This is a genomic window from Novacetimonas hansenii JCM 7643 (genome assembly GCF_000964405.1).
GTDB lineage: Bacteria > Pseudomonadota > Alphaproteobacteria > Acetobacterales > Acetobacteraceae > Novacetimonas > Novacetimonas hansenii.
On the sequence record NZ_BANE01000127.1, the window covers coordinates 1 to 23,371 of the forward strand.

Consider the following 23,371-nt stretch of genomic DNA (forward strand, 5'->3'; position numbering starts at 1 on the left):
ATAATTACAGTATGTTATCAAGCCTGACTTTTCAAACAGTCTCTTATGATTTCAGCGCATTACTGGTCCAATTCTTGAAACAGTCTCTAAAACTGTTCAACCCGGCCCACACCTTCAATCGACTTGATCATCTGCGCGATACGTGGCGTCACGCGGTAACGTTCGCCTAACGTTACCTCCACATCCCTCGTTTCCGCCACCGAAGGCAGCAGGATAATACGCCCGCGTCCCCCACTATGTCCCTGCAGGATATCACGGATGGGCACAATGGCATCCGCACGGTCGAACCATATCCGCAATTCAGCCGCAGCATCTGCCGCTGCCTGTTCAAGTTCCATCACATCGGACGCGGTAATGCGCAATGCCTCCCCATCCAGTCGCAGTTCCGCCGTTACAACAACTGCATTCCCCGCGCTCAGGATCTCGCGCGAGCGGGACAGGACTTCGGAAAAAAATGTGACCTCGCACCCGCCACTGGCATCCGAAAGGCGGACCCACGCCATCTTGTTACCGGTCCGTGTTGGCCGTTCCTTACGATCGACCACACATCCCGCGATTTTCACACGCGTAATGCCTGCGGCCGCCGCGGTCTCCAGCCCGGTGGATTTCACAACGCCCAGACGCCGCATCAACGGACCATAGGAATCCAGGGGATGGGCCGTCAGGTGAAAGCCGATGGCGTCGGCCTCCATGTTCAGGCGGTCGAATTCAGGCCAGTCCGGGACCGAAGGCAGGCGCAATGTTTCTTGCGCGGTGGCTTCCCCCCCGCCACCAAACAGGCCGATCTGGCCACTTGCGGCCTCCTGCGCGTGGGACTGCGCACGGCGCAACACCGTTTCGACTGCGGCACAGGCCTGCGCACGATTGGGCAGGATGGTGTCGAACGCCCCCGCACGTGCCAGGTTTTCCAACTGCATCTTGTTCACATTCCGCGGGTCGATGCGCGCGGCAATATCCGTCATATCGGCGAATGGGCGTTCGCCACGCACGGCGACAAGTGCCTGCATCGCACTCAGCCCCACCTTCTTGACCGCCGCCAGAGCGTAACGGATGCCATATTCCCCATCCGGCAGTTTTTCCACCGTGAAATCCGCATCCGACGCATTGATGTCTGGCGGCAGGACCTTGATGCCCAGACGCTCGGCCTCCTGCCGCAGGGCCGCAAGCTTTTCGGTTTTTTCCCGCGCCAGAGACATGCATGCCGCCAGAAAGGCCACCGGATGATTGGCCTTCATCCATGCCGTCTGGTACGACACCAGCGCATAGGCTGCGGCATGGGATTTGTTAAAGCCATAGTCGGCGAATTTGGCCATCAGGTCGAAAACCTCGACCGCCTTGTCATGCTCGATACCGCGCTTGGTCGCCCCTTCGGTAAAGATCACGCGTTGCTGGTCCATCTCCGCACGGATCTTCTTGCCCATCGCACGGCGCAGCAGATCCGCACCGCCAAGGCTGTAGCCGGCCATCTTCTGCGCAATCTGCATCACCTGTTCCTGATAGACCATGATGCCATAGGTCTCGGACAGGATATCGCGGATTTCCTCGTGCGGGGGCTCCCATGCCTCCCCATGCTTGCGCCTGCAATAATCGGGGATGTTGGCCATCGGACCCGGTCGGTACAACGCCACTGCCGCGATCAGATCCTCCAGCCGGGTCGGGCGCATCTGCTTGAGCACGTCGCGCATGCCCGCCCCTTCGAACTGGAACACCCCGCCGGTATCACCGCGTGCCAGCATGTCATAGGTCAGCGCATCATCCAGCGGCAATGCGGCAAGGTCCACTGTCACGCCCAGCCGCTCAAGGAACTGCGCCGCGCGTTGCAGGATCGTCAGGGTTGTCAGGCCAAGGAAGTCGAACTTGACCAGTCCCGCCTGCTCCACGAACTTCATGTTGTACTGCGTGACCAGCATGTCGCTTTTTGGATCGCGATACAGCGGCACAAGCTCCACAAGCTCACGATCCCCGATCACGACACCGGCTGCGTGCGTACTGGCATGCCGGAACAGCCCCTCCAGTTGAAGGGCGATTTCCATCAGGCGGCGCAATGTCTCGTCATTGTCGCGCATTTCCTGAAGGCGCGGCTCCCCGTCGATTGCCTGTTTCAGGGTAACAGGCTTGGCCGGGTTATTGGGGATCAGTTCGGCAACCTTGTTGACCATGCCGAACGACAGGCCAAGCACCCGCCCCACGTCGCGCACTGCAGCGCGGGCCTGCAACTTTCCAAACGTAATGATCTGCGCCACACGGTCGGGGCCATATTCCTGCCGGACATAACGGATGACCTCGTCACGTCGGTCCTGACAGAAATCAATATCAAAGTCAGGCATCGACACGCGTTCGGGATTAAGGAACCGTTCAAACAGCAGGTTGAACGGAATCGGGTCGATATCCGTAATCGTCAGCGCCCATGCCGCAAGCGATCCCGCACCCGACCCACGCCCCGGCCCGACCGGAATGTCATGCGCCTTCGCCCACTGGATGAAGTCCGCAACGATCATGAAATAGCCCGGAAATCCCATACGGGCGATAATATCCAGCTCGAAAGCCAACCGCTCCTCATAGGTCTGGCGTGTCTGTTCATCAATATCCATGCGCGCAAGGCGACGTTCCAGGCCGTCGCGCGCCATGCTGCGCAAGGTTTCATCCTCCGTCGCACCGGGCGCCACCTTGGGGCAGACCGGCAGCAACGGTTTGCGCGTCTCCACCTTGATCGCGCACAGGCGCGCAATTTCCAGCGTGTTGTCACAGGCCTCTGGCAGGTCCGCGAACAGTTCACGCATCATGTGCGGCGGCTTGAACCAGTGTTCGGGCGTTACACGCCAGCGATCCTGTTCAGCCATCGTACGCCCCTGCGCAATGCACAGCAGGGCATCATGCGCCTCGTACATATCCGGTCGGGGAAAGAAACATTCGTTCGTCGCCACCAGCGGAATACCCGCACGATCCGCCAGTGCGATCATCCCCGGTTCCACCGCACGTTCGACCGACAGGCCATGACGATGCAGTTCCACCGCCATATACCGCCCGAATGCCGCATGCAGTCGTGCCAGCAGCCGCGCGGCATCCGCCTCCAACCCTTCGGCCAGCATGCGAAACAGCGGCCCGCGCGTGCCGCCCGTCATCAGGAACAGCCCGTCCGCACGATCGCATAGTATGTCGAGCGGTACCGTCGGTTCATCCGTTTCATGCTGCAAAAACCCGGCCGAGGACAGGTATTGCAGGTTCATCAGGCCGGTTTCATTCCGCGCCAGCAGGACCATCGGTTCGGCGGGGCTGCCGGGTTTGTCACACCGCGCGGGCAGTGCGATCTGGCAGCCGATGATGGGCTGTATCCCCTTTTTGGAACAATATTGCGAAAATTCCAGCGCACCGAACATGTTGCCCGTATCGGTAATTGCAACACCGGGCATGCGCATTTCATGCGCAAGGCTGATGATTTCAGGAACGCGGATCGCCCCCTGACTCAACGAATAGGCGGAATGGACACGCAGGTGGATGAAATTGGCATGGGACATGCCCGCATTCTATCGCAGCGTGCAAGGGTGCGGCAACGCCCCATGCGCCGGTTATGCGGTGGTGGGCGCGACCTCCACCAACTGCCCATCCCGCAATGTCACGATACGATCCATGCGCACCGCAAGGTCCATGTTATGTGTGGCGATCAGGGCCGCGACCCCATGATCGCGCACCATCGCAATCAGCGCGTCGAACACCGTGTCGGATGTCTGCACATCCAGGTTGCCGGTCGGTTCATCCGCCAGCAGGATGCGCGGACGGTTCGCCAACGCACGCGCAATGGCCACGCGCTGTTTCTCCCCCCCCGACAGCTTGCCCGGCAGGTGATCCAGCCGGTGCGACAGCCCGAACGCACCCAGCAGTTCGTCGGCCCGTTCACGCGCATGGCGGCGCGACACACCTGCGATCATCTGCGGCAGGATAACGTTTTCCCGCGCGGTGAATTCCGCCAGCAGATGATGGAACTGATAGACAAAGCCAATGCGATCACGCCGGATTTCCGTACGCTGCATGTCATTGAGCCGCCCGGCATCAACACCGTCGATCACCACGCGCCCCGCATCGGGATATTCCAACAGCCCGGCCAGATGCAGCAACGTGGACTTACCCGTGCCCGACGGCGCGACAAGGGCCACGATCTCGCCCGGATGCAGCACCAGATCCGCGCCATCAAGGACGCACAAGGTTTCCTCCCCACTGCGATAGGAGCGGCTGACCTGCTCAAGCCTTAGCGGCAGGGGGGACGTCGGTTCATTCATGGCGCAGGGCCTCCACCGGGTCGGTCCGCGCCGCCCGCCATGATGGATACAGCGTCGCCAGCAGCGACAGCACAAGCGCCATGGCAATCACCTCGAACACCTGCGCCCACACCAGCTTTGCCGGCAGGTGTTCGAGGTAGTACACCTCCGGATTGAACAGGTCGGTGCCGGTGATCTTCTGCAATCCCTGACGGATATGTTCAATGTTAAGGCAGAACACGATTCCCAGCCCTGTCCCCACAAAGGTACCCGTCACGCCCACCGACGCCCCGCACATCAGAAAGATGCGCATGATCGCCCCCCGTGTCGCCCCAAGCGTGCGCAGCACGGCGATATCAGCCGTCTTGTCCTTGACCATCATGATAAGCGACGAAATCACGTTAAACGCCGCGACAAGGATGATAAGCGTCAGGATCAGGAACATGACGTTCTGTTCCACCTGCACCGCACCGAAAAAGGCGTTGTTGCTTTGTGTCCAGTCCATGACGCGCACCTGCGTGCCACCAAGCGCCTGTTCAATATTCGCGCGGATGGGACCGACATTTTCCGCATCATGGGTCATGACCTGGATCTGCGTCACCTGCCGCGGCATCTGGAAATAGACCTGCGCCGCGTGCAGGGGCAGGAAAACATAGCTGGCGTTGTAATCATTCACGCCCGCATCGAAAATCGCAATCACGCGATAGGCCCGGACACGTGGCATCGTGCCAAAGGCCGTCGCCGCCCCATTGGGCGACACCAGCGTCAGGCGTGCGCCCACACTCAGGCCCGCGCGCTCCGCCAGGGTCGTGCCGACGACGATGGTGTCGTCCGACCCGAATTCATCCAGGGACCCGGCCACCAGCGACCCGCTGATTTCCTTCAGCCCCTGCAAATCAGCCTGCGTCATCCCGCGCACAAGGCCACCGGCGTTATAGCCCCCGGAATTAAGCAGCACCTGCGCCTCGATCAGGGGATTTGCGCTTTCGACCCCCGGCACCTTGCGTATCCGCCCCGCCAGCGCGTCATAGTCGGAAATCGTGCGCGAAATGCCATAGACGCTAAGATCCCCGTTCAGCCCCAGTATCCGCCCCAGCAGGTCGGCCTTGAACCCGTTCATGACCGACATGACGATAATCAGCGTCGCGACACCAAGCGCGATCCCCACAAGGGAAAAGATCGCAATGACCGACACGAACCGCTCCCCCCGCCGGGCATGCAGGTAACGCCCGGCGACGGCACGTTCAAAGGGACCGAACATGCGGATCAGGTGCCCACGCCAATGCGGGTCAGCACCGCATCAATCGGCAGTTCGCTGCGCTCGCCACTCGCGCGGTTCTTCAGTTCCACCACCCCGGCCTTCGCCCCGCGCGGCCCGACGATGACCTGCCACGGATGGCCCATCAGGTCGGCATCCGCGAACTTCACGCCCGCGCGCTCTGGACGGTCATCATACAGCAGCCGGTCAGGGGCTGCGGCATAAAGCCGTTCGCAGATTTCGTCACACTGCGCATCGCCGTTCTTGAGGTTGATGATGACAGCACCGAAAGGAGCAACCGTTTCAGGCCAGATGATGCCCTGTTCGTCATGGCTGGCCTCGATGATCGCGGCGACAAGGCGCGAAACGCCGATGCCGTATGACCCCATTTCGGGGAACAGCGGTGCGCCATCGGGACCACTGACGGAAATATCCATCGATTCCGTATATTTGCGGCCAAAGTGGAAGATATGCCCCACCTCGATCCCGCGCCCTTCGCGGCGACGCTCGACAGGGACTTTGGCCCATTGCGCCTCGTCATGCTTCTCGTCCGTCGCGGCATAGAACGATGTCATGCGCGCAAAGAACTTCGCCAGCGAGGCACGATCGGCGATATCCACCTCTTCGGAAAGCCAGTCCTGTTCCTCAAACGCGCCATCGAAGAACACGCCGCTTTCGCCCGTGGGGGCAAGGACGAGGAATTCGTGGCTGAGTTCACCGCCGATCGGCCCGGTATCGGCCACCATGGGGATCGCCTTTACACCCAGGCGCTGGAACGTGCGCAGATAGGCCAGCATCATGCGACGGTAGGAATCCACAGCCGCATCATAATCCGCATCAAAGCTGTAGGCGTCCTTCATATAGAACTCACGCCCGCGCATCACACCGAAACGGGGACGCACCTCATCACGGAACTTCCACTGCACGTGATACAATACCTGCGGAAGTTCGCGATAAGACTTGACCACCTGCCCGAACAGGTCCGTCACCATTTCCTCGTTCGTGGGTCCATACAGCAGGTCACGTTCATGGCGGTCACGGATACGCAGCATTTCCGGCCCATAGGCGTCATAACGCCCCGAACGCTTCCATAATTCGGAAGACTGCAACGTGGGCATCAGCATTTCCTGTGCCCCGATGGCGTCCTGCTCTGCACGCACGATGTTGGCGATGTTGCGCAGGACCTTCAGGCCCGCTGGCAGCCACGCATAAATCCCGGCGGAAGTCTGGCGGATCAGGCCAGCCCGCAGCATCAGGCGGTGCGAGGTGATCTGCGCCTCTGCGGGATTTTCCTTGAGTGTGGGCAGAAAACTGCGTGACAGACGCATGTGCGTATCAACCTTATATTCAGAACCGATCCAGATGGCGCGAACCGTAACCCAATAATATGAAGCGTGGAATGGGGCATATGCACGACATGTGGCGGCGGGTTGCATCACCACACCCAAGCGTGATCGAAAACGCCCCTCCGCGCCGTTCAACATCCGCGTGAGGCAGGTGACACGCCACGTGGGCCATGTCTAGATTGTCGCCACGATCCGAGTGTCGAAAACGCCGCCGGGTTTAGGGAAAAAACGTCCTATAAAAAAGAAATGGCAGGAGACGGTGCGCTGTCCCCTGCCATTTCAAATTCACCACCCCACCGATTACGTGACAGAATGCGACACCATCAGACCCGCAGCAGATGCACGTCCACCAGCGGACGCTTCTGCAGCTTCCGCCCCAGCGCACGGCGCAGGGCCGTCTTGGCCGCATCACGGAACGTCACGTCATTTTCACGCAGTTCGTCAGGAATTTCATCCAGCGCGTTGCCAAACTCTTCCGTCACGCGCGCGGTCTCGGGGTCTTCGGCATCCAGCAGACCCGGCGCGCTGACCTTCGGGTCCCCGATCAGGTAGCCTTCCTCATCCACCGCAAAACTACCCAGCACGACACCGTTGAACAGCATGCGCCGACGCGCGGACAGCACGCCGCCATTCATCTGCAACAGGCGACCGCCATCAAGGACAAGCCGCCCGGTCGGCGCGGTATCGACAACATCGAAGGACGCATCCTTCATATTGAGGATATCGCCATCCTCCAGCAGGATCGGCGTGATGTCGAGTTCCTGCGCAATCGCGGCATTGGCCGTCAGGTGACGCCATTCGCCATGCACAGGGACAAGGTATTTCGGCTTCACCATTGCATACAGACGGCGCACGTCGCCCCCCGTCGCATGGCCCGATACATGCACCAGATGGTCACGATCGGTAATCACGTTGACCCCGCGCCGCGTCAGGTTGTCCTGCACCTGAATGACCGCCTGCTCGTTCCCCGGGATCATGCGGCTGCTGTAGATGACGTTATCCCCCTCGCCCAGCGAAATGTTGGGATGCGTATCCACCGCGATGCGCGACAGGGCAGAACGTGGTTCGCCCTGGCTGCCGGTCACGATCAGCAGGATCTGATCGTCAGGAACGGAATTGGCTTCCTGCTCCGACAGGAACGGCGCGACGTCGGAAAGATAGCCACACTCACGCGCCGCGACCTCCAGATTACGCAGCGACCGGCCCACGACGGCCACGACACGGTTGGCGGCCTTCGCAGCCTTGGCAATCGTCTCCACGCGCGCGACATTACTGGCGAAACACGTCACCGCGACCCGTCCCTCCAGCGTCGCGATCAGCTTCGTCATTTCCTGGCGGACATCCGCTTCGGATGCCGACGGGCCTTCGGTGCGGACATTGGTGCTGTCGCACACCATCGCCAACACGCCTTCACGGCCCAGCACCTCGAACGCGGCAATATCGGTCGGCGGTCCCACCAGCGGGTTCGGATCGAACTTCCAGTCACCGGTATGGACCACGATCCCCTGCGGCGTGCGCAGGACAAGGGCCTGTGCCTCGGGCACGGAATGGGTCACGGGAATGAAGCTGAGGTCGAACTCGCCCACGCGGAACGCGCCACCGGTCGGGATCGTATGGATCGGCACCTGCTGGAGCAACTGCGCCTCCCCCAGCTTGCGCCGCAGGACAGCGGCGGCAAACGGCGTGGCATAGACCGGGCAGCCAAGTTGCGGCCACAGATGGGCCACCGCGCCGAGATGATCCTCATGCGCATGGGTGATGACCAGCCCGACAAGATCCTTGCGCCGTTCGGAGATGAAAACCGGATCAGGCAGAAGGATTTCAGCTTCGGGCGTATCGTTGCCGCTGAAGCCGATGCCGCAATCTACCGCCAGCCAGCTTTCGCCCTGACGGTAAAGATTGAGATTCATCCCGATTTCGCCTGTTCCCCCCAGGGGGAGAAATTCCAGTTCAGTCATGTCATTCATATGATACCCTTCTGTTCACTGTTCATATTTCCGTTTTCAGACAGGCAGGGGCGCACCCCCCACCAGAATTCCGTTCCAATGTGCTCCGCCCCGGGGCAAAACCCTTACCCGACGCCACCGCGCGTCACGGTCAATCCCCCCTGCGAAGCCACACCCACATCCCCATGACGACCGCCTGTGGCGGTGCGTCGGCGGGAGCGGGGGCTCAAACGCAGGTCGTATGACCCTCTATACCCATCAATATGGGTATAAGGGATTAACATGTAATCCCCCATGCTCAAACGCATTATGAATTCCGGCCGTTCCATCGCATACGATCCACGACTGCATGCCATGCCACATGCGCTGTCACGCGCGACCGAGCAGGACCTCGCCCGTGGATATGTGCCGGAGACCGTCTGGCGTGCGCAAGAGCAGCAGCCCGTCACCGCCAATGCCTGCGAACGTTCCGCAGATCGTCCCCGTGGCGGACACAACGCGCACCGGTGTGCCGACCGGGTGGGCACGGTGCAGCCATGCCGTGCGGATGGCCCCGAACCCGTCGGTCGCATATCGTGCCATCCAGACGTCAAGCATCGTCAGCACGGCGGACGCCACCTGTCCCACATCGGGTACGGGGCCGGCCTGCGCCATGCAGGCAAGTTCGCGTCCCTCGATCACCGGGGCGGCACACAGGTTGGCCCCCATGCCCAGCGACAGCCACCGCCCGTCCCCCTCATCCCCGGCTTCGATCAGGATGCCCGCCATCTTGCACCCGTCAAGCAGCAGGTCATTGGGCCATTTCAGGCCAAGCACATGTCCTGGCCCCACCCATGGGGCCAGGGCATCGTAAAAAGCCAGCCCGGCAATGAATGGCCACAGCCCGACCGGCGCTGTATCCCGGTCCGGGCGCAGCAGGACCGACATCGACAGGTTGCCGCCCGGATCGACCCATCCGCGCCCACGGCTGCCCCGCCCCTGTGTCTGTTTCAGCGCAAGGATGGCCAGCCCCCCGGCTGCCCCCTCCCGCGCGCGTTGCAGGCACAGGTCGGATGTAGAGCCCAGTTCCCCATGAATTTCAAGATGCCACGGACCCGCATGGATCCGTGGCACCTCCACGATCGTAACATCCGTGATGGGACGCATTACCTCAGCAATGCCTGCGCCGCAGCCTGCGCCGCAGTCGAAACCGGCCCCAGAACCACGATGAACAGACACGTCACAAGCCCCATGCCCACGGAAATGAACGACAGGGAAACGGGCGGACGATCAAAGGCTTCCTCCGCCGTATCAAAGAACATCACCTTGACAATCCGGACATAGTAATAGGCACCGATGATGCTGCTGATGACGCCAATCGCCGCCAGCGCATACAGATGCGCGTTGATGGCCGCATAGAAAACCATCAATTTGCCAAAAAATCCAGCCAGCGGCGGCGCACCGGCCATGCTGAACATAAAAATGGCCATCGCCGCAGCCATCCCCGGCGCGGTTTTGCCCAGTCCGGCCAGGTCGGAAATGCGCGTCACGGCAAAGCCCTTGCGCCGCATCGCGACAATACCCGCAAATGCGCCGACATTCATGAAGAGGTAGGTGACAAGATAGACCAGGGTTCCACGCGTTCCCTCTGGCGTCGCGGCGGCCATGCCCATCATGGCATATCCCATATGCCCGATGGAGGAATACGCCATCAACCGCTTGATATCCGTCTGCGCAATCGCGGCGATGGAACCGAACAGCATGGATGCAACCGACACCAGTTCAATCAGCAGCCGCCACTGTTCCGTCATATGCCCAAACGGCCCGATCATCACCCGCAGCAACACGGCAAAGGCCGCGATCTTGGGCGCACCGGCCATGTATGCCGTTACAGAGGACGGCGACCCCTGATACACATCAGGCGTCCACATATGGAATGGCACAGCCGACAGCTTGAACGACAATCCGACCAGCATGAAGACGATCCCGATCATCAATCCCGTCGGCAGCGCCGCAGTCCCCGCAACCGCCGTCTGCAAGCCGCCATATTCCAGCGTGCCGGCAAAGCCATATATCAGCGATATCCCATACAGCAGCAATCCCGAAGCCAGGGAACCAAGGACAAAATATTTCAGGCCCGCTTCCGCCGCGCGCACCTGGTCACGCGCAAAGGCGCACAGGATATAGATGGCAAGTGACGACAGTTCCAGCCCGACAAACAATGTCATCAGGTTGCCTGACGACGCCATCATCATCGTACCCAGCGTGGAAAACAGGATCAGGACAGGGAATTCAAACTTCGCGACCTCCATTTCCCGTGCATAGCCCACGGTCATCATTGTCGCGAGGAACGCACCACACAGCGACAGGACCTTCATGAAGCGTGCGAAGTCGTCATTTACGAAAATATGGTTGTACCCGACACCGTCAGGCGTAAAGAGCACAAGCAGCCCGGTTATGAAAAATGCCGCCATCACCAGCATGGCACACGGGAAAAACGGATTTTCCCTTTTTTGCACCACGCCAAACACCAAGATGGCGAGGCCTGATATCGCCAGCACGATTTCAGGCAGAGCAAGTGTCCAGTTCATAGGTTCACCCTCGTCATCATGGCTTCAGTTTGTCAGCAGCATGGTGGACAGCAGCACCACCAGGCCGATCAGCATCGTAAAGGCATAGACCGCGATCGAACCGGTCTGGATCTTCACCGCCTGCCCCGCCGACGCCACGGTCATGCGGGCCAGCCCTTCGGGAATGCCCTCGACCATGCCTTCATCCACATCCCTCCACAACACGCGTGCCAGCGCCTTGTACGGACGGATGAAAATCAGGTCATACGCTTCGTCAAAATACCATTTATTGAGCAGGAACAGGTAAAGCGGACGCAGCGCACGCGCCAACGCCCCAGGGATTTCCGGGCGCAGCATGTAACAGACATAGGCAACAAGGATGCCCCCCACGGCGGCGATACTGGGCACGAGGGAGATGAACGCCGGCGCATGTTCCATCATTTCGATGATGTCGTTACCCGGTGCGTTCGCAATCGCCCCGTTCCAGAACGCCACCTGTCCCTTGCCAATATAAAGCGGCGCCAGCAGGATGCCGCCAAGGACCGCACCAAAGCCCAGCAAGATGACCGGACCGGTCATGGAAATCGGGCTTTCATGCGCGCCTTCATGCAGGTGCGTGTCACGCGGCTTGCCATGGAACACCAGGAAGATCAGGCGCCAGCTATATAATGCCGTCAGGAATGCGGTGATGCAGCCCATGACCCAGCCATAGGTCCCCATCGTCGCAGGTGACATCCAGGCCGCATCAAGGATCGCATCCTTCGACCAGTATCCGGCAAAGGGGAAGATCCCCGCCAGCGCAAGGCTGCCAAGCCACATGCACACATAGGTCACCGGGATCTTGCGCCACAGCCCCCCCATGCGGAACATGTTCTGTTCGTCATGGACGGCATGGATCACACAGCCCGCGCCAAGGAACAGCAGTGCCTTGAAAAACGCATGCGTCGTCAGATGGAACATCGCCGCCTGATAGGCACCAACACCAATCGCGACGAACATGTAACCAAGCTGCGAACAGGTGGAATAGGCGATCGTGCGCTTGATGTCGGGCTGCACCAGCCCCACGGTCGCGGCAAAGAAACAGGTCGTCGCGCCAATCAGGATGATGAAATCACGCGTCAACGGCGCGAATTCCACCACCGGCGACATCCGCGCCATCAGGAACACACCCGCCGTCACCATCGTCGCCGCATGGATCAGGGCAGATACGGGGGTCGGCCCCTCCATCGCATCCGGCAGCCACGTATGCAGGAACAACTGTGCCGACTTGCCCATCGCGCCGATGAACAGCAGCATGCAGATCACCTCGATGGCGCGATGGGCGCCAAACAGGTGATACACATCGTTAATGTGCGTGGGCACCATCGCAAAGATGTCGTCATACGTCACCGTGCCGAATTCAACATACAGCAGCGCAATACCAACCAGGAAGAACAGGTCCGCCACACGGTTGACGACAAAGGCCTTGATCGCCGCCGCGGCAGCAGACGGGCGCGTGTACCAGTACCCGATCAGCAGGTAACTGGCGAGGCCGACGCCTTCCCACCCGAAGAACAACTGGATGAGGTCATTGGACGTAACCAGCATCAGCATCGCAAACGTAAACAGCGACAGGTAGGAGAAGAAGCGGAAGCGCGGCATGGTTTCATGCGCCATGTACCCCGTGCTGTAGATATGCACGAGCGTGGAAACCACGCACACCATGGCGACGATGGACACCGACAGCGCATCCATGCGCAATCCCCACGAAACATGGAAATTACCCGCCTGGATCCAGTCCGACACGGGGACAAGGGCAGTCACCATACCGCCCTGCCCCTCGATCAGCAGCGCGCCGATGGCAGCAAGGCTTGCGATAAGCATCAGGATGATCGTCAGCGCCTGTGACAGGGCGTCACCGATGATACGCCCCCCCATCCCGGCGGTCAGGAACCCGACCAGCGGTGCGAAGACCGCGATTTCAAAAAGGCAGGATGCCGTTTGCATGATCCGATCACCCTTTCATCATCGTAATGCGATCGACCTCGATCGAGCCGCGATTACGGAAATAGACAGTGACGATGGCAAGGCCGATCGCAGATTCCGCAGCCGCGATGGTCAGCACGAACAGCGTGAACACCTGGCCCGACAGATCACCAAGCGTTGCGGAAAACGCCACGAAATTGATATTGGCCGACAGCAGGATCAGTTCGATCGACATCAGGATGATGATGACGTTCTTGCGGTTCAGAAAAATACCAAACACGCCAAGCACCAGCAGGATCGCGCTGATGACAAGGTAGGGCGTGACGCCAATGGTGGCGATTGCACTATTCATTGTCCCGACTTTCTTTTTTCGTGACATCCTTGATCACGACAAGGGCGGTGCCTTCCTCAAGCGCCTGCTCCTCCTCGCGATAGGCCTGCGTGCCATAGGTTCCCGGCACGGCAGCGACGTCATAGGACCTGCGCGGGCGCAGGAAACCGCCCAGCGCATTCACACTGCGGCCAAGCGGCAGCGAAAGCATTTCCATGGACTCCGCGGGGTCGCGTTCATGCTGGCGTTCGATGTCCTGACGCCGCCCGGTGGGCCGGTCACGCAGGGTCAGCACGATCGCCCCGATCATCGCCACAAGCAGCACGAGCGCACAGGCCTGGAACAGGAAGATATAGTGCGTATAAAGCACATCCCCGATCGCCGCCGTATTCGACCGCGTGGGCGTGGACGGAACCAGATGCGCGACATCACCGATATTGGATGCAACACGCCAGTGCATGAACGCCAGCACCAGTTCCCCCAGCAGGACCGCGCCGATGGCCGCGCCAAAGGGGGCGTAACGTTGCAGCCCCTCGCGCGCCTGTGCGATGCGGATGTCAAGCATCATCACAACGAACAGGAACAGCACGGCAACCGCACCGACATAGACGATGACCAAAATCATCGCCAGGAATTCGGCCCCCGCAATAAGGAACAGTCCCGCCGCGTTGAAAAACGCCAGTATCAGGAACAGGACCGAATGCACGGGATTACGGGCGCTGACCACCATCGAGGCAGAAAGAACCAGGACCGCCGCAAATATGTAAAAGACGATTTGGGTCATCATGGGTGACCTTCCTGCCGCATGGATATTTCCTCCTGCTGTCCGCATGTCCCCCGGCCATCACGCGAATGGATGCGGGACATGCGATCCGCCACGTCAACGGTACGGCGCATCCAGCTCCAGCCGGCGCGCAAGAACGCTTTCCCAGCGATCGCCATTGGCGAGCAGCTTGTCCTTGTTGTACATCAGTTCTTCGCGCGTCTCTGTCGCGAATTCGTAGTTGGGGCCTTCAACAATCGCATCCACGGGGCATGCTTCCTCGCACAGCCCGCAATAGATGCACTTCGTCATGTCGATATCGTACCGGGTGGTACGACGTGACCCATCATCACGCGGTTCGGCCTCGATCGTGATGGCCTCCGCCGGGCAGGTCGCCTCGCACAGCTTGCACGCAATGCAGCGCTCCTCCCCATTGGGATAGCGACGCAGCGCATGTTCGCCACGAAACCGCGGTGACAGCGGCCCCTTTTCATAGGGATAGTTGAGCGTCACCTTGGGCTTGAAAAACGCCTTGAGCGTGACACTCATGCCCGAAACCAGTTCGGTCAACAGGAACGACCGGGCGGTACGGCTCAGATATCCCATCAGCTTGCTCCTCCGGGCAGCAGGCCCGTCACCATCAGAAAACCGGCCGTAAGCACCATCCATGCCAGCGAGAACGGCAAGAACACCTTCCACCCCAGCCGCATCAACTGGTCATAGCGATAGCGCGGGAACGTCGCGCGCACCCATATGAAGACAAACAGGCAGAACAGGATCTTGGCGATCAGCCACAGCGGCCCCGGCACCCATGTCAGCGGCGCGATCGCAAGCGGCGGCAGCCAGCCACCAAGGAACAGGATGCTGATCATGCCCGACATCAGGAACATGTTGGCATATTCACCAAGAAAGAAGAGACCGAACGCCAGTGCCGAATATTCGACGAAGAACCCGGCCACCAATTCGCTTTCCCCTTCGGGAAGGTCGAACGGCGCACGGTTTGTTTCCGCCAGCGCAGAGATGAAGAAGACGATGAACATCGGGAACATCGGCAGGCAGAACCAGACATGACGTTGCGCCAGCACAATGTCATTAAGGTTCAGGCTGCCAACCGCCAGCAGGACGGACACGATGACAAGGCCGATCGACACCTCGTACGACACCATCTGTGCCGCCGAACGCAGGCCACCAAGGAACGCGTATTTGGAATTGGATGCCCACCCTGCAATCAGGATGCCATAAACCCCAAGCGAGGAAATCGCGAGCAGGTAAAGCACGCCAACATTGATGTCCGCGACCGCAAGGCCATTACCGGTCGGAATGACAGCCCATGCCACCATCGCAAGGGAGAAGGTCAGGAATGGCGCGAACAGGAACAGCATCCGGTTCGCACCGGCCGGAATGACCGTTTCCTTCGTCAGCATCTTGATGGCGTCGGCAAAGGCCTGCAACACGCCGAACGGGCCATTGACATTCGGCCCCTTGCGCAACTGCATCGCGGCCATGACCTTGCGTTCCGCAAGGGTCAGGTACGCCACCCCAAGCAGGAGCGGCACCAGCACGGCAAGCGTTTCAAGGACAACCAGCAGGACCTGCCCCACAAGCGTATGCAAAAAGAAATGCGTCACCTCACCTTACTCCGCTGCCTGGGCCGGGGGATGGACATAGGTCCGCGAACAGGTCTCCATCGTCGGGCTGGCGCGACAGATGGGACTGGTCTGGTAATAATCGGCGATGACCGGGACAAAGGGTGTGCCCGCGATGGCCACCTTGCCGCCATCGGGACTGATACCCTGTGGTGCTGCGAAACGGGGGTTCCCCTGTCGCGCGAACACAGGGTTGGCCTGCGCCAGACGCGCACGCAGTTCCTCCAGCGTGTCATAAGGGAGGGTATGACCCACCACTTCGGAAAATGCCCGTAATATACGCCAGTCCTCACGCGCGTCACCCGGCGGCATGACCGAACGGAACGCCTGCTGCACGCGGCCTTCGGTATTGACATAAGTGCCCGGCTTTTCAGCGTAAAGCGCGCCGGGCAGGATCACATCCGCACGTGCGGCGCCCGCATCGCCATGATGCCCCTGGTAAATGACGAATGTATCATTGCCGATGCGATCGACAGGGAATTCATCCGCCCCCAGAAGCCACAGGATTTCAACCCCGTCACCAAGCATGCCCGCAACATCGCGCCCGCCCTTGCCCGGGACAAATCCCATATCCAGCCCTGCGACACGGCTGGCGGCGGTATGGAGCACGTTGAAACCATGCCATTGCGCATCAAGGGCGCCGACCTGACCCGCGATATCCCATGCGGCCTTGAGGATCGCGCGCGCATCGGGACGTGTCAGGGCGCCATGTCCGACGATGATCATCGGCTTTGCAGCTTTTTTCAGCACATCGAGGAACGGGGAACGTCCTGCCGCCAGATCCGCCAGGGCATCCGGCCCATCGCCCAGCACGTCCACCGCATAGGTCGGATCCGCCTGTGGCGCACCGATCATCGCGATCGGGAACCCGCCACGCCCGGCGGCGACGAAACGCTTGCGGATGCGGGCGTTCAGCACCGGCGCATCCTGACGCGGGATCGCACCAACGATCAGCAGGGCATCAGCCTCTTCTATCCCGGCAATGCCCGTATTGAAGGTATAGAAATCACGCTGTGACAGGTCATAATCCGCCCCGTCCTGCCGACAGTCGATATTCACCGACCCCAGCGCACCCATCAGGTCCTTCAGCGCCAGCATGCTTTCGGCGTCGCACAGGTCCCCCGCGATCGCGCCGATCCGATCCCCTGCGACGCCCTTCAGCCGCTTTGCAAGGGCCACGAACACATCCTGCCACGATGCGGGCTGCAATTTGCCATGCACGCGCACCCATGGCCGGTCGAGGCGACGATGGCGGAAACCGTCCACCACGAAACGCCCCTTATCCGCCAGCCATTCTTCATTCACTTCGTCATTGGTACGCGGCACGATCCGCAGAACGCTTGCGCCACGGGCCTGCATCACGATGTTGGTGCCCACCGCGTCGCACACATCAATGGAATCCGTACGCTTGAGTTCCCATGGGCGCGCGGTAAAGGCATAGGGCTTGGACGTCAGCGCACCCACCGGGCAGATATCGATCAGGTTGCCCGACAGTTCGGACGTCAGCGCCTTTTCGACATAGTTGGTGACTTCCATGCTCTCGCCGCGCGAAACGGCGCCAAGTTCGGGCACCCCCGCGATCTCGGTCGCAAAACGGATGCAGCGCGTACATTGGATGCAGCGCGTCATCACAGTCTTGACCAGGGGGCCAAGATACTTGTCCGTCACCGCACGCTTGTTTTCAGCATAGCGCGACTGGTCCGCGCCATAGCCGAAAGCCTGATCCTGCAGATCGCATTCGCCACCCTGGTCACAGATCGGGCAGTCCAGCGGATGGTTGATAAGCAGGAATTCCATGACCGCGCGCCGTGCCTTGCGCACGACCTCGGTATCGGTCAGGATCTGCATCCCTTCGCCCACCGGGAAACCGCACGATGCGACGGGCTTGGGCGCGCGCACCACCTGCACCAGGCACATGCGGCAGTTCCCCGCCACCGACAGACGTTCATGAAAGCAGAAACGCGGGATTTCCTTGCCTGCCGCCTCGCATGCCTGCAACGCACTGGACCCTGCGGGCACTTCGACGGGAATGCCGTCAACGGTTACTTTTACCATGTCCCTTACTCCGCCGCTGTCGGCAGGTCAGCGGGAACCTGCACCAGACGCCCGCCGCCATGCGCGGCCTTATAGGCATGGATGCGTTCCTCCATCACCGGGCGGAACCGCCGGATCAATCCCTGGATCGGCCACGCCGCCGCATCGCCCAGTGCGCAGATCGTATGGCCTTCGACCTGACGCGTTACCTGTTCCAGCATGTCGATCTCCTCGATCTCCGCACGGCCTTCGACCATGCGTTGCATGACACGCATCATCCACCCCGTCCCCTCGCGGCAGGGTGTGCACTGGCCGCAGCTTTCATGCTTGAAGAACTGTGAAAAACGCGCGATGGCGCGGATGATGTCGGTGGATTTGTCCATGACGATCATGCACGCGGTACCCAGCCCGGAACCTTCGGCACGCAGGCTGTCGTAATCCATCAGGACCGTGTCGCACACTTCACGCGGCAGCATCGGCACCGAACAGCCGCCAGGAATGACCGCAAGCAGGTTGTCCCATCCCCCACGTACACCGCCGCCATGTTTTTCGATAATATCCCTGAGCGGCACGCCCAGTTCTTCTTCGAACACGCAGGGTGTATTTACATGGCCCGAAATGGCCATCAGCTTCGTGCCTGCGTTGTTGGGACGGCCCAGCCCGGAAAACCATGCAGCCCCACGACGCAGGATGGTGGAGGTAACGGCGATGCTTTCCACATTATTGACCGTGGTGGGACACCCATACAGGCCCATCGCCGCGGGGAATGGCGGCTTCATCCGTGGCTGGCCCTTCTTGCCCTCAAGGCTTTCAAGAAGCGCCGTCTCTTCGCCGCAGATATACGCACCCGCACCGCGATGGATGTAGAAATCGAAGTCCCACCCCGATCCAGCCGCATTTGGACCGATCAGTCCAGCTTCGTACGCTTCCTCAATGGCGTGCTGCAGGTGCTGCGCCTCATTGAAGAATTCGCCACGGATATAGATATAGGATTTGTGCGCCCCCATCGCGAACGACGCAATCAGCGCACTTTCGATCAGCTTGTGCGGGTCATGGCGCAGGATCTCGCGATCCTTGCAGGTGCCGGGTTCGGATTCGTCGCCATTGATCACCAGATAATGCGGGCGGCCATCCGATGTCTTTGGCATGAACGACCATTTGACACCGGTTGGAAACCCCGCCCCCCCGCGGCCACGCAGTCCTGATGCCTTCATTTCCGCAATGATGGCATCACGCCCGCGCGCCAGGATGGCGGCTGTGTCGTTCCAGTCACCGCGCTGTCGCGCGCCCGCCAGACGCCAGTCGTTCTGACCGTACAGATTGGTAAAAATCCGGTCCTTGTCCTCAAGCATGTCCCGTCTTTCCTACCCGTTATCCTGCGTGCCGGTGCCCTGCCCCGCAGCACTATCCAGCAGCGTCTTGCGCCCTCCCACGGGGGCAGAATCCATGCGATCGATGGTCGGGCCTGCTTTTGGCCGTTCGCCACGGCGCAGGGCGGCGATCAGTTCGGTCGTGCGCGGGCCGTCCATATCCTCGTAATAATCATCATCAACCTGAAGGATCGGGGCGTTCGCGCAGGCGCCAAGGCATTCCACCTCGGTCATCGTGAACATCCCGTCCGCGCTGGTCCCGCCAAACGCGTCGATGCCGGTCGCAGCCTTACACGCCGCCGTCACATCATCCGATCCACGCAGCCAGCATGACGTCGTGGTGCAGACCTGCAGGTGGTATTTCCCGATCGGCTTCGTATTGAACATCAGGTAAAAGGTCGCGACCTCATAAACCCGGATCGGCGCCATCTCCAGCCGATGGGCCACCGCGTCCATCGCGACACGGGGCACCCATGCACTGCCGGTCAGGCGTCCCATCTGCTTCTGCACCACATAAAGCAGCGGTATGACGCCGCTCGCCTTGCGTTCAGGGGGATATTTGGCAAGTATCTGCGCGATCTGCCGTTCACTTTCCGCATCGAAAGCGAATGCGGCAGGCTCCGCGTCATGGGGGATGTTGGACTGCGCGGACATGTCGTTCACCTGTCTATTTCACCAAACACCAGATCCAGCGAACCGATGATCGCAACCGCGTCCGCCAGCATGTGCCGCCGCGCCATCACGTCCATGGCCTGCAGGTGGGCGAACCCGGTGGGGCGAATCTTGCACCGATAGGGACGGTTGCTGCCATCAGCGACCAGATAGACGCCGAATTCGCCCTTGGGGCTTTCGACGGCGGTATAGGTCGCGCCCGGCGGCACATGGTATCCTTCGGTAAACAGCTTGAAATGATGGATCAGGGCTTCCATCGAGCGTTTCATCTCCCGCCGTGGCGGGGGGGCGATCTTGCGGTCCTGGACCTTGATGGGACCGGGCTTCATCTGGGCAAGGCACTGCGCGACGATCTTCACGCTTTCACGCATTTCCGCAACGCGCACCAGATACCGGTCATAGCAGTCGCCCTGACGCGCCACCGGCACGTTGAACTCGACCTTGTCGTAATTGTCATACGGCTGTGAACGGCGCAGGTCCCAGGGCACGCCCGATGCGCGCAGGCATGGTCCGCTGAAGCCCCAGGCCAATGCCTGCTCGCTGGTGAAAACGCCAATGCCGACCGTGCGCTGTTTCCAGATACGATTGTTTGTCAGCAGGGATTCAAGGTCGTCGATCCAGCGCGGGAATTCCGTCGTCCACTGCGCAATGCGTTCCTCCAGCCCGGCAGGCAGGTCGCGCGCGACGCCGCCGGGACGGAAATAATTGGCATGAAAGCGTGCGCCCGATGCCGCCTCGTAAAACTCCAGCAGCTTTTCACGCTCTTCATACCCCCACAGGGCCGGGGTCAGCGCGCCGCAATCCAGACCGAAGGAGGTCAGGTTAAGGATATGGTTCAAGATGCGCGTGATTTCCGCGAACATGACACGAATCCATTTCGCGCGGTCCGGGATTTCAAGGTTCAGCAGCTTTTCCGTCGCCAGCGCGAACGCCTGCTCCTCACACATGGGGGAGACGTAATCAAGCCGGTCGAAATATGGCAGCGCCTTGGGATAGGTCTTGTATTCAATCAGCTTTTCCGTGCCACGGTGCAAAAGCCCGACATGCGGGATGGCGCGGGTCACGACCTCGCCCTCCATCTCCAGGACCAGGCGCAACACACCATGGGCAGACGGATGCTGGGGACCAAAATTCAGCGCATGCGAGTCGATTTCGACAACATGCCTGCGGGCATCGCCATCACTTCCTTCCGGCAGCAGCGCTTCGGGAACATTCGGGTCCAGGGTCACATCACTCATCGTTCGGTTTCCCTTATTCCTGGCGCTTGATGTTCTGGCGGAACGCATGCGCCTTCTCGTCACCGGGCAGGGTCAGGATGCCTTCCCACGGCGATTCAAAGTCGAAATTGCGGAAGTCCTGCTTCAACTGCACAGGCTCATAGACCACCTGCCGACGTTCCTCGTCATAACGGGTCTCGACATAACCGGTCAGCGGGAAGTCCTTGCGCAGCGGATATCCCTCGAACCCGTAATCGGTCAGGATACGGCGCAGATCGGGCTGATCGGCAAACAGGACGCCGAACAGGTCATAACATTCGCGCTCCCACCAGGTGGCCGACGGCCACAACCGGTGGACGGAGGCGACGGGCTGGGTTTCATCCGTGGTGACGATAACGCGGATACGGTGGTTATGGGTGACGGACAGCAGGTTATAGACGACGTCGAAACGCTCCGCCCGATCAGGATAATCCACCCCACACAGATCCATCATCTGCTCGCACGCATAACGTGGATCATCACGCAGCATGGTCATGATCGCCAGCAGGTAGGGGCGCGTCGTGCGCACCACAAGTTCCCCGCCCTCGATCCCGGCGGAAATGATGCCTGGCACCGACGTGCCAAGCGCGAACGCCACGGACCCAAGCGACGCCTGCGCCTGCGTCTGGAGCGCAGGCAGGGTGTTTGAGGACTCAGCCACGGAGAATCGTCCCTGTCCTGCGGATTTTCTTCTGAAGCTGGAGGATGCCGTAAATCAGCGCCTCCGCCGTGGGGGGACAGCCGGGGACATAGACATCCACCGGGACGATCCGGTCACAGCCACGCACCACGGAATAGGAATAATGGTAATATCCCCCCCCGTTCGCACATGACCCCATGGAAATGACCCAGCGTGGCTCTGCCATCTGGTCGTACACACGACGCAGGGCGGGGGCCATCTTGTTCGTCAATGTGCCCGCGACGATCATCACGTCCGACTGCCGCGGCGACCCGCGCGGAATGATACCCATGCGATCCAGATCATAACGCGGCATGTAGGCGTGGATCATTTCCACCGCGCAGCAGGCCAGACCAAAGGACATCGGCCACAGGCTACCGGTGCGCCCCCAGTTCACGATCTTGTCCAGATTGGCGACGACAAAACCCTTTTCCGTGATTTCGCCCGTAACACCACGGATAACGGCGTCCTGTTCCGGGCCGGGGGGCAGCATGTCGCGATTCCACGCGATACTGTCCGATGGGCGCCCCTGCCCTGATGAATTGCTGCTCATGCTTCCTGTCTCCTTCCCTGCTGCCTCAATCCCACTCCAGCGCGCCCTTGCACCATTCGTAGATGAAGCCGACCGTGAGGACCGCGAGGAAGCCCATCATCGACAGGAACCCGAACCATCCGATGCGCGACAGGCTGACCGCCCAGGGGAACAGGAAGGCCACCTCAAGGTCGAAAATAATGAACAGGATCGCCACAAGATAAAAACGCACGTCAAACCGCCGCCGCGTGTCATCGAACGGTTCGAAACCGCATTCATATGCGGATGTCTTTTCCGAATACGGCTTCTGCCAGCCGAAAAGCAGTGAACTTCCCAGCATGGCGGCCGCGATTACAACCGCGATTGCACCGAATATCAGTACAGGGAAATAATCCGCGATGACGGAATGCATGGCCCAGGTCCCCAAACCTTGTTGATTGAACCATCCGTGTCTTGAGCGACTTCTGTATGGCTGGGGCAAAGTTAGCCACAAACCCCCATGCCCGAACAGACGGTTAGCCCGCATTAAGGCAGGAACATTACCGTGATGTTAGGGAATACCGCAGAAATACAGTCATTGTGCCCGCATTACTTATCGGGAACTTTTTGTTGTCTTCATATTTCTGTGTTCTGGAAGGTTCGATGACCCCAGGCAGCATACGGCCGCATACAATCCAACACGCCACAATATCGGGGCATGACAGACAGTGCAGGATTTTCATGTGGGGAAATGGCGCGAGTGACGGGGCTCGAACCCGCGACCTCCGGCGT

Annotated in this window: 19 protein-coding genes; all 19 read right to left on the reverse strand. The window is 60.4% G+C overall.

Features of this window, described 5'->3' with window-relative positions; genetic code table 11:
* Window positions 1-86: 86 nt before the first annotated feature.
* The 19 genes from dnaE to ndhC all read right to left on the reverse strand — a co-directional run bounded on the left by dnaE (window position 87) and on the right by ndhC (window position 23,012).
* Window positions 87-3,515 (reverse strand): DNA polymerase III subunit alpha, encoded by a 3,429-nt coding sequence (dnaE, locus tag B7G66_RS09750; RefSeq protein WP_003620703.1) that lies wholly within the window; start codon window positions 3,513-3,515, stop codon window positions 87-89.
* Between the two features lie 51 nt (window positions 3,516-3,566).
* On the reverse strand, window positions 3,567-4,274 hold the full coding sequence (locus B7G66_RS09755; protein WP_003620704.1) for an ABC transporter ATP-binding protein: 708 nt from the start codon (window positions 4,272-4,274) through the stop codon (window positions 3,567-3,569).
* Complete coding sequence (locus B7G66_RS09760; protein WP_003620705.1) at window positions 4,267-5,514, reverse strand: lipoprotein-releasing ABC transporter permease subunit; 1,248 nt, start codon at window positions 5,512-5,514, stop codon at window positions 4,267-4,269. Before B7G66_RS09760 ends, B7G66_RS09755 begins: the two co-directional genes overlap by 8 nt.
* Before the next feature lie 5 nt (window positions 5,515-5,519).
* On the reverse strand, window positions 5,520-6,839 hold the full coding sequence (proS, locus tag B7G66_RS09765; protein WP_003620706.1) for a proline--tRNA ligase: 1,320 nt from the start codon (window positions 6,837-6,839) through the stop codon (window positions 5,520-5,522).
* A gap of 341 nt (window positions 6,840-7,180) precedes the next feature.
* Entirely contained in the window at window positions 7,181-8,824 is a 1,644-nt protein-coding gene (locus B7G66_RS09770) for a ribonuclease J (protein WP_003620707.1), read from the reverse strand.
* A 348-nt stretch (window positions 8,825-9,172) separates the two neighbouring features.
* Window positions 9,173-9,949 (reverse strand): biotin--[acetyl-CoA-carboxylase] ligase, encoded by a 777-nt coding sequence (locus B7G66_RS09775; RefSeq protein ID WP_003620709.1) that lies wholly within the window; start codon window positions 9,947-9,949, stop codon window positions 9,173-9,175.
* A complete protein-coding gene (gene nuoN / locus B7G66_RS09780) occupies window positions 9,949-11,373 on the reverse strand; it encodes an NADH-quinone oxidoreductase subunit NuoN (RefSeq protein WP_003620711.1) in 1,425 nt (474 codons plus the stop codon). Before nuoN ends, B7G66_RS09775 begins: the two co-directional genes overlap by 1 nt.
* A gap of 24 nt (window positions 11,374-11,397) precedes the next feature.
* Entirely contained in the window at window positions 11,398-13,338 is a 1,941-nt protein-coding gene (gene nuoL / locus B7G66_RS09785) for an NADH-quinone oxidoreductase subunit L (protein WP_003620713.1), read from the reverse strand.
* Between the two features lie 7 nt (window positions 13,339-13,345).
* The gene (nuoK, locus tag B7G66_RS09790; RefSeq protein ID WP_003620714.1) at window positions 13,346-13,669 is read right to left on the reverse strand and encodes an NADH-quinone oxidoreductase subunit NuoK; all 324 of its coding nucleotides are present in this window, start codon (window positions 13,667-13,669) and stop codon (window positions 13,346-13,348) included.
* Complete coding sequence (locus tag B7G66_RS09795; protein WP_003620717.1) at window positions 13,662-14,435, reverse strand: NADH-quinone oxidoreductase subunit J; 774 nt, start codon at window positions 14,433-14,435, stop codon at window positions 13,662-13,664. Before B7G66_RS09795 ends, nuoK begins: the two co-directional genes overlap by 8 nt.
* A gap of 93 nt (window positions 14,436-14,528) precedes the next feature.
* Window positions 14,529-15,017 carry an NADH-quinone oxidoreductase subunit NuoI gene (gene nuoI / locus B7G66_RS09800; RefSeq protein WP_003620721.1) on the reverse strand — a complete coding sequence of 163 codons (489 nt, stop codon included), beginning with the start codon at window positions 15,015-15,017 and terminating at the stop codon, window positions 14,529-14,531.
* The gene (gene nuoH, locus B7G66_RS09805; RefSeq protein WP_003620724.1) at window positions 15,017-16,039 is read right to left on the reverse strand and encodes an NADH-quinone oxidoreductase subunit NuoH; all 1,023 of its coding nucleotides are present in this window, start codon (window positions 16,037-16,039) and stop codon (window positions 15,017-15,019) included. Before nuoH ends, nuoI begins: the two co-directional genes overlap by 1 nt.
* Window positions 16,040-16,045: 6 nt before the next feature.
* Window positions 16,046-18,112: an NADH-quinone oxidoreductase subunit NuoG gene (gene nuoG / locus B7G66_RS09810; RefSeq protein WP_003620727.1), complete on the reverse strand. Its 2,067-nt coding sequence runs from the start codon at window positions 18,110-18,112 to the stop codon at window positions 16,046-16,048.
* A gap of 5 nt (window positions 18,113-18,117) precedes the next feature.
* Complete coding sequence (gene nuoF, locus B7G66_RS09815; RefSeq protein WP_003620729.1) at window positions 18,118-19,443, reverse strand: NADH-quinone oxidoreductase subunit NuoF; 1,326 nt, start codon at window positions 19,441-19,443, stop codon at window positions 18,118-18,120.
* A 12-nt stretch (window positions 19,444-19,455) separates the two neighbouring features.
* Entirely contained in the window at window positions 19,456-20,115 is a 660-nt protein-coding gene (locus tag B7G66_RS09820) for a complex I 24 kDa subunit family protein (protein WP_003620731.1), read from the reverse strand.
* A gap of 5 nt (window positions 20,116-20,120) precedes the next feature.
* Window positions 20,121-21,371, reverse strand: a complete 1,251-nt coding sequence (locus tag B7G66_RS09825) for an NADH-quinone oxidoreductase subunit D (protein WP_003620733.1) — start codon at window positions 21,369-21,371, stop codon at window positions 20,121-20,123.
* A 13-nt stretch (window positions 21,372-21,384) separates the two neighbouring features.
* Window positions 21,385-22,050 (reverse strand): NADH-quinone oxidoreductase subunit C, encoded by a 666-nt coding sequence (locus B7G66_RS09830; protein ID WP_003620735.1) that lies wholly within the window; start codon window positions 22,048-22,050, stop codon window positions 21,385-21,387.
* The gene (locus B7G66_RS09835; protein ID WP_003620737.1) at window positions 22,043-22,621 is read right to left on the reverse strand and encodes a NuoB/complex I 20 kDa subunit family protein; all 579 of its coding nucleotides are present in this window, start codon (window positions 22,619-22,621) and stop codon (window positions 22,043-22,045) included. Before B7G66_RS09835 ends, B7G66_RS09830 begins: the two co-directional genes overlap by 8 nt.
* A 25-nt stretch (window positions 22,622-22,646) precedes the next feature.
* Window positions 22,647-23,012, reverse strand: a complete 366-nt coding sequence (gene ndhC / locus B7G66_RS09840) for an NADH-quinone oxidoreductase subunit A (protein ID WP_003620739.1) — start codon at window positions 23,010-23,012, stop codon at window positions 22,647-22,649.
* Window positions 23,013-23,371: the final 359 nt, after the last annotated feature.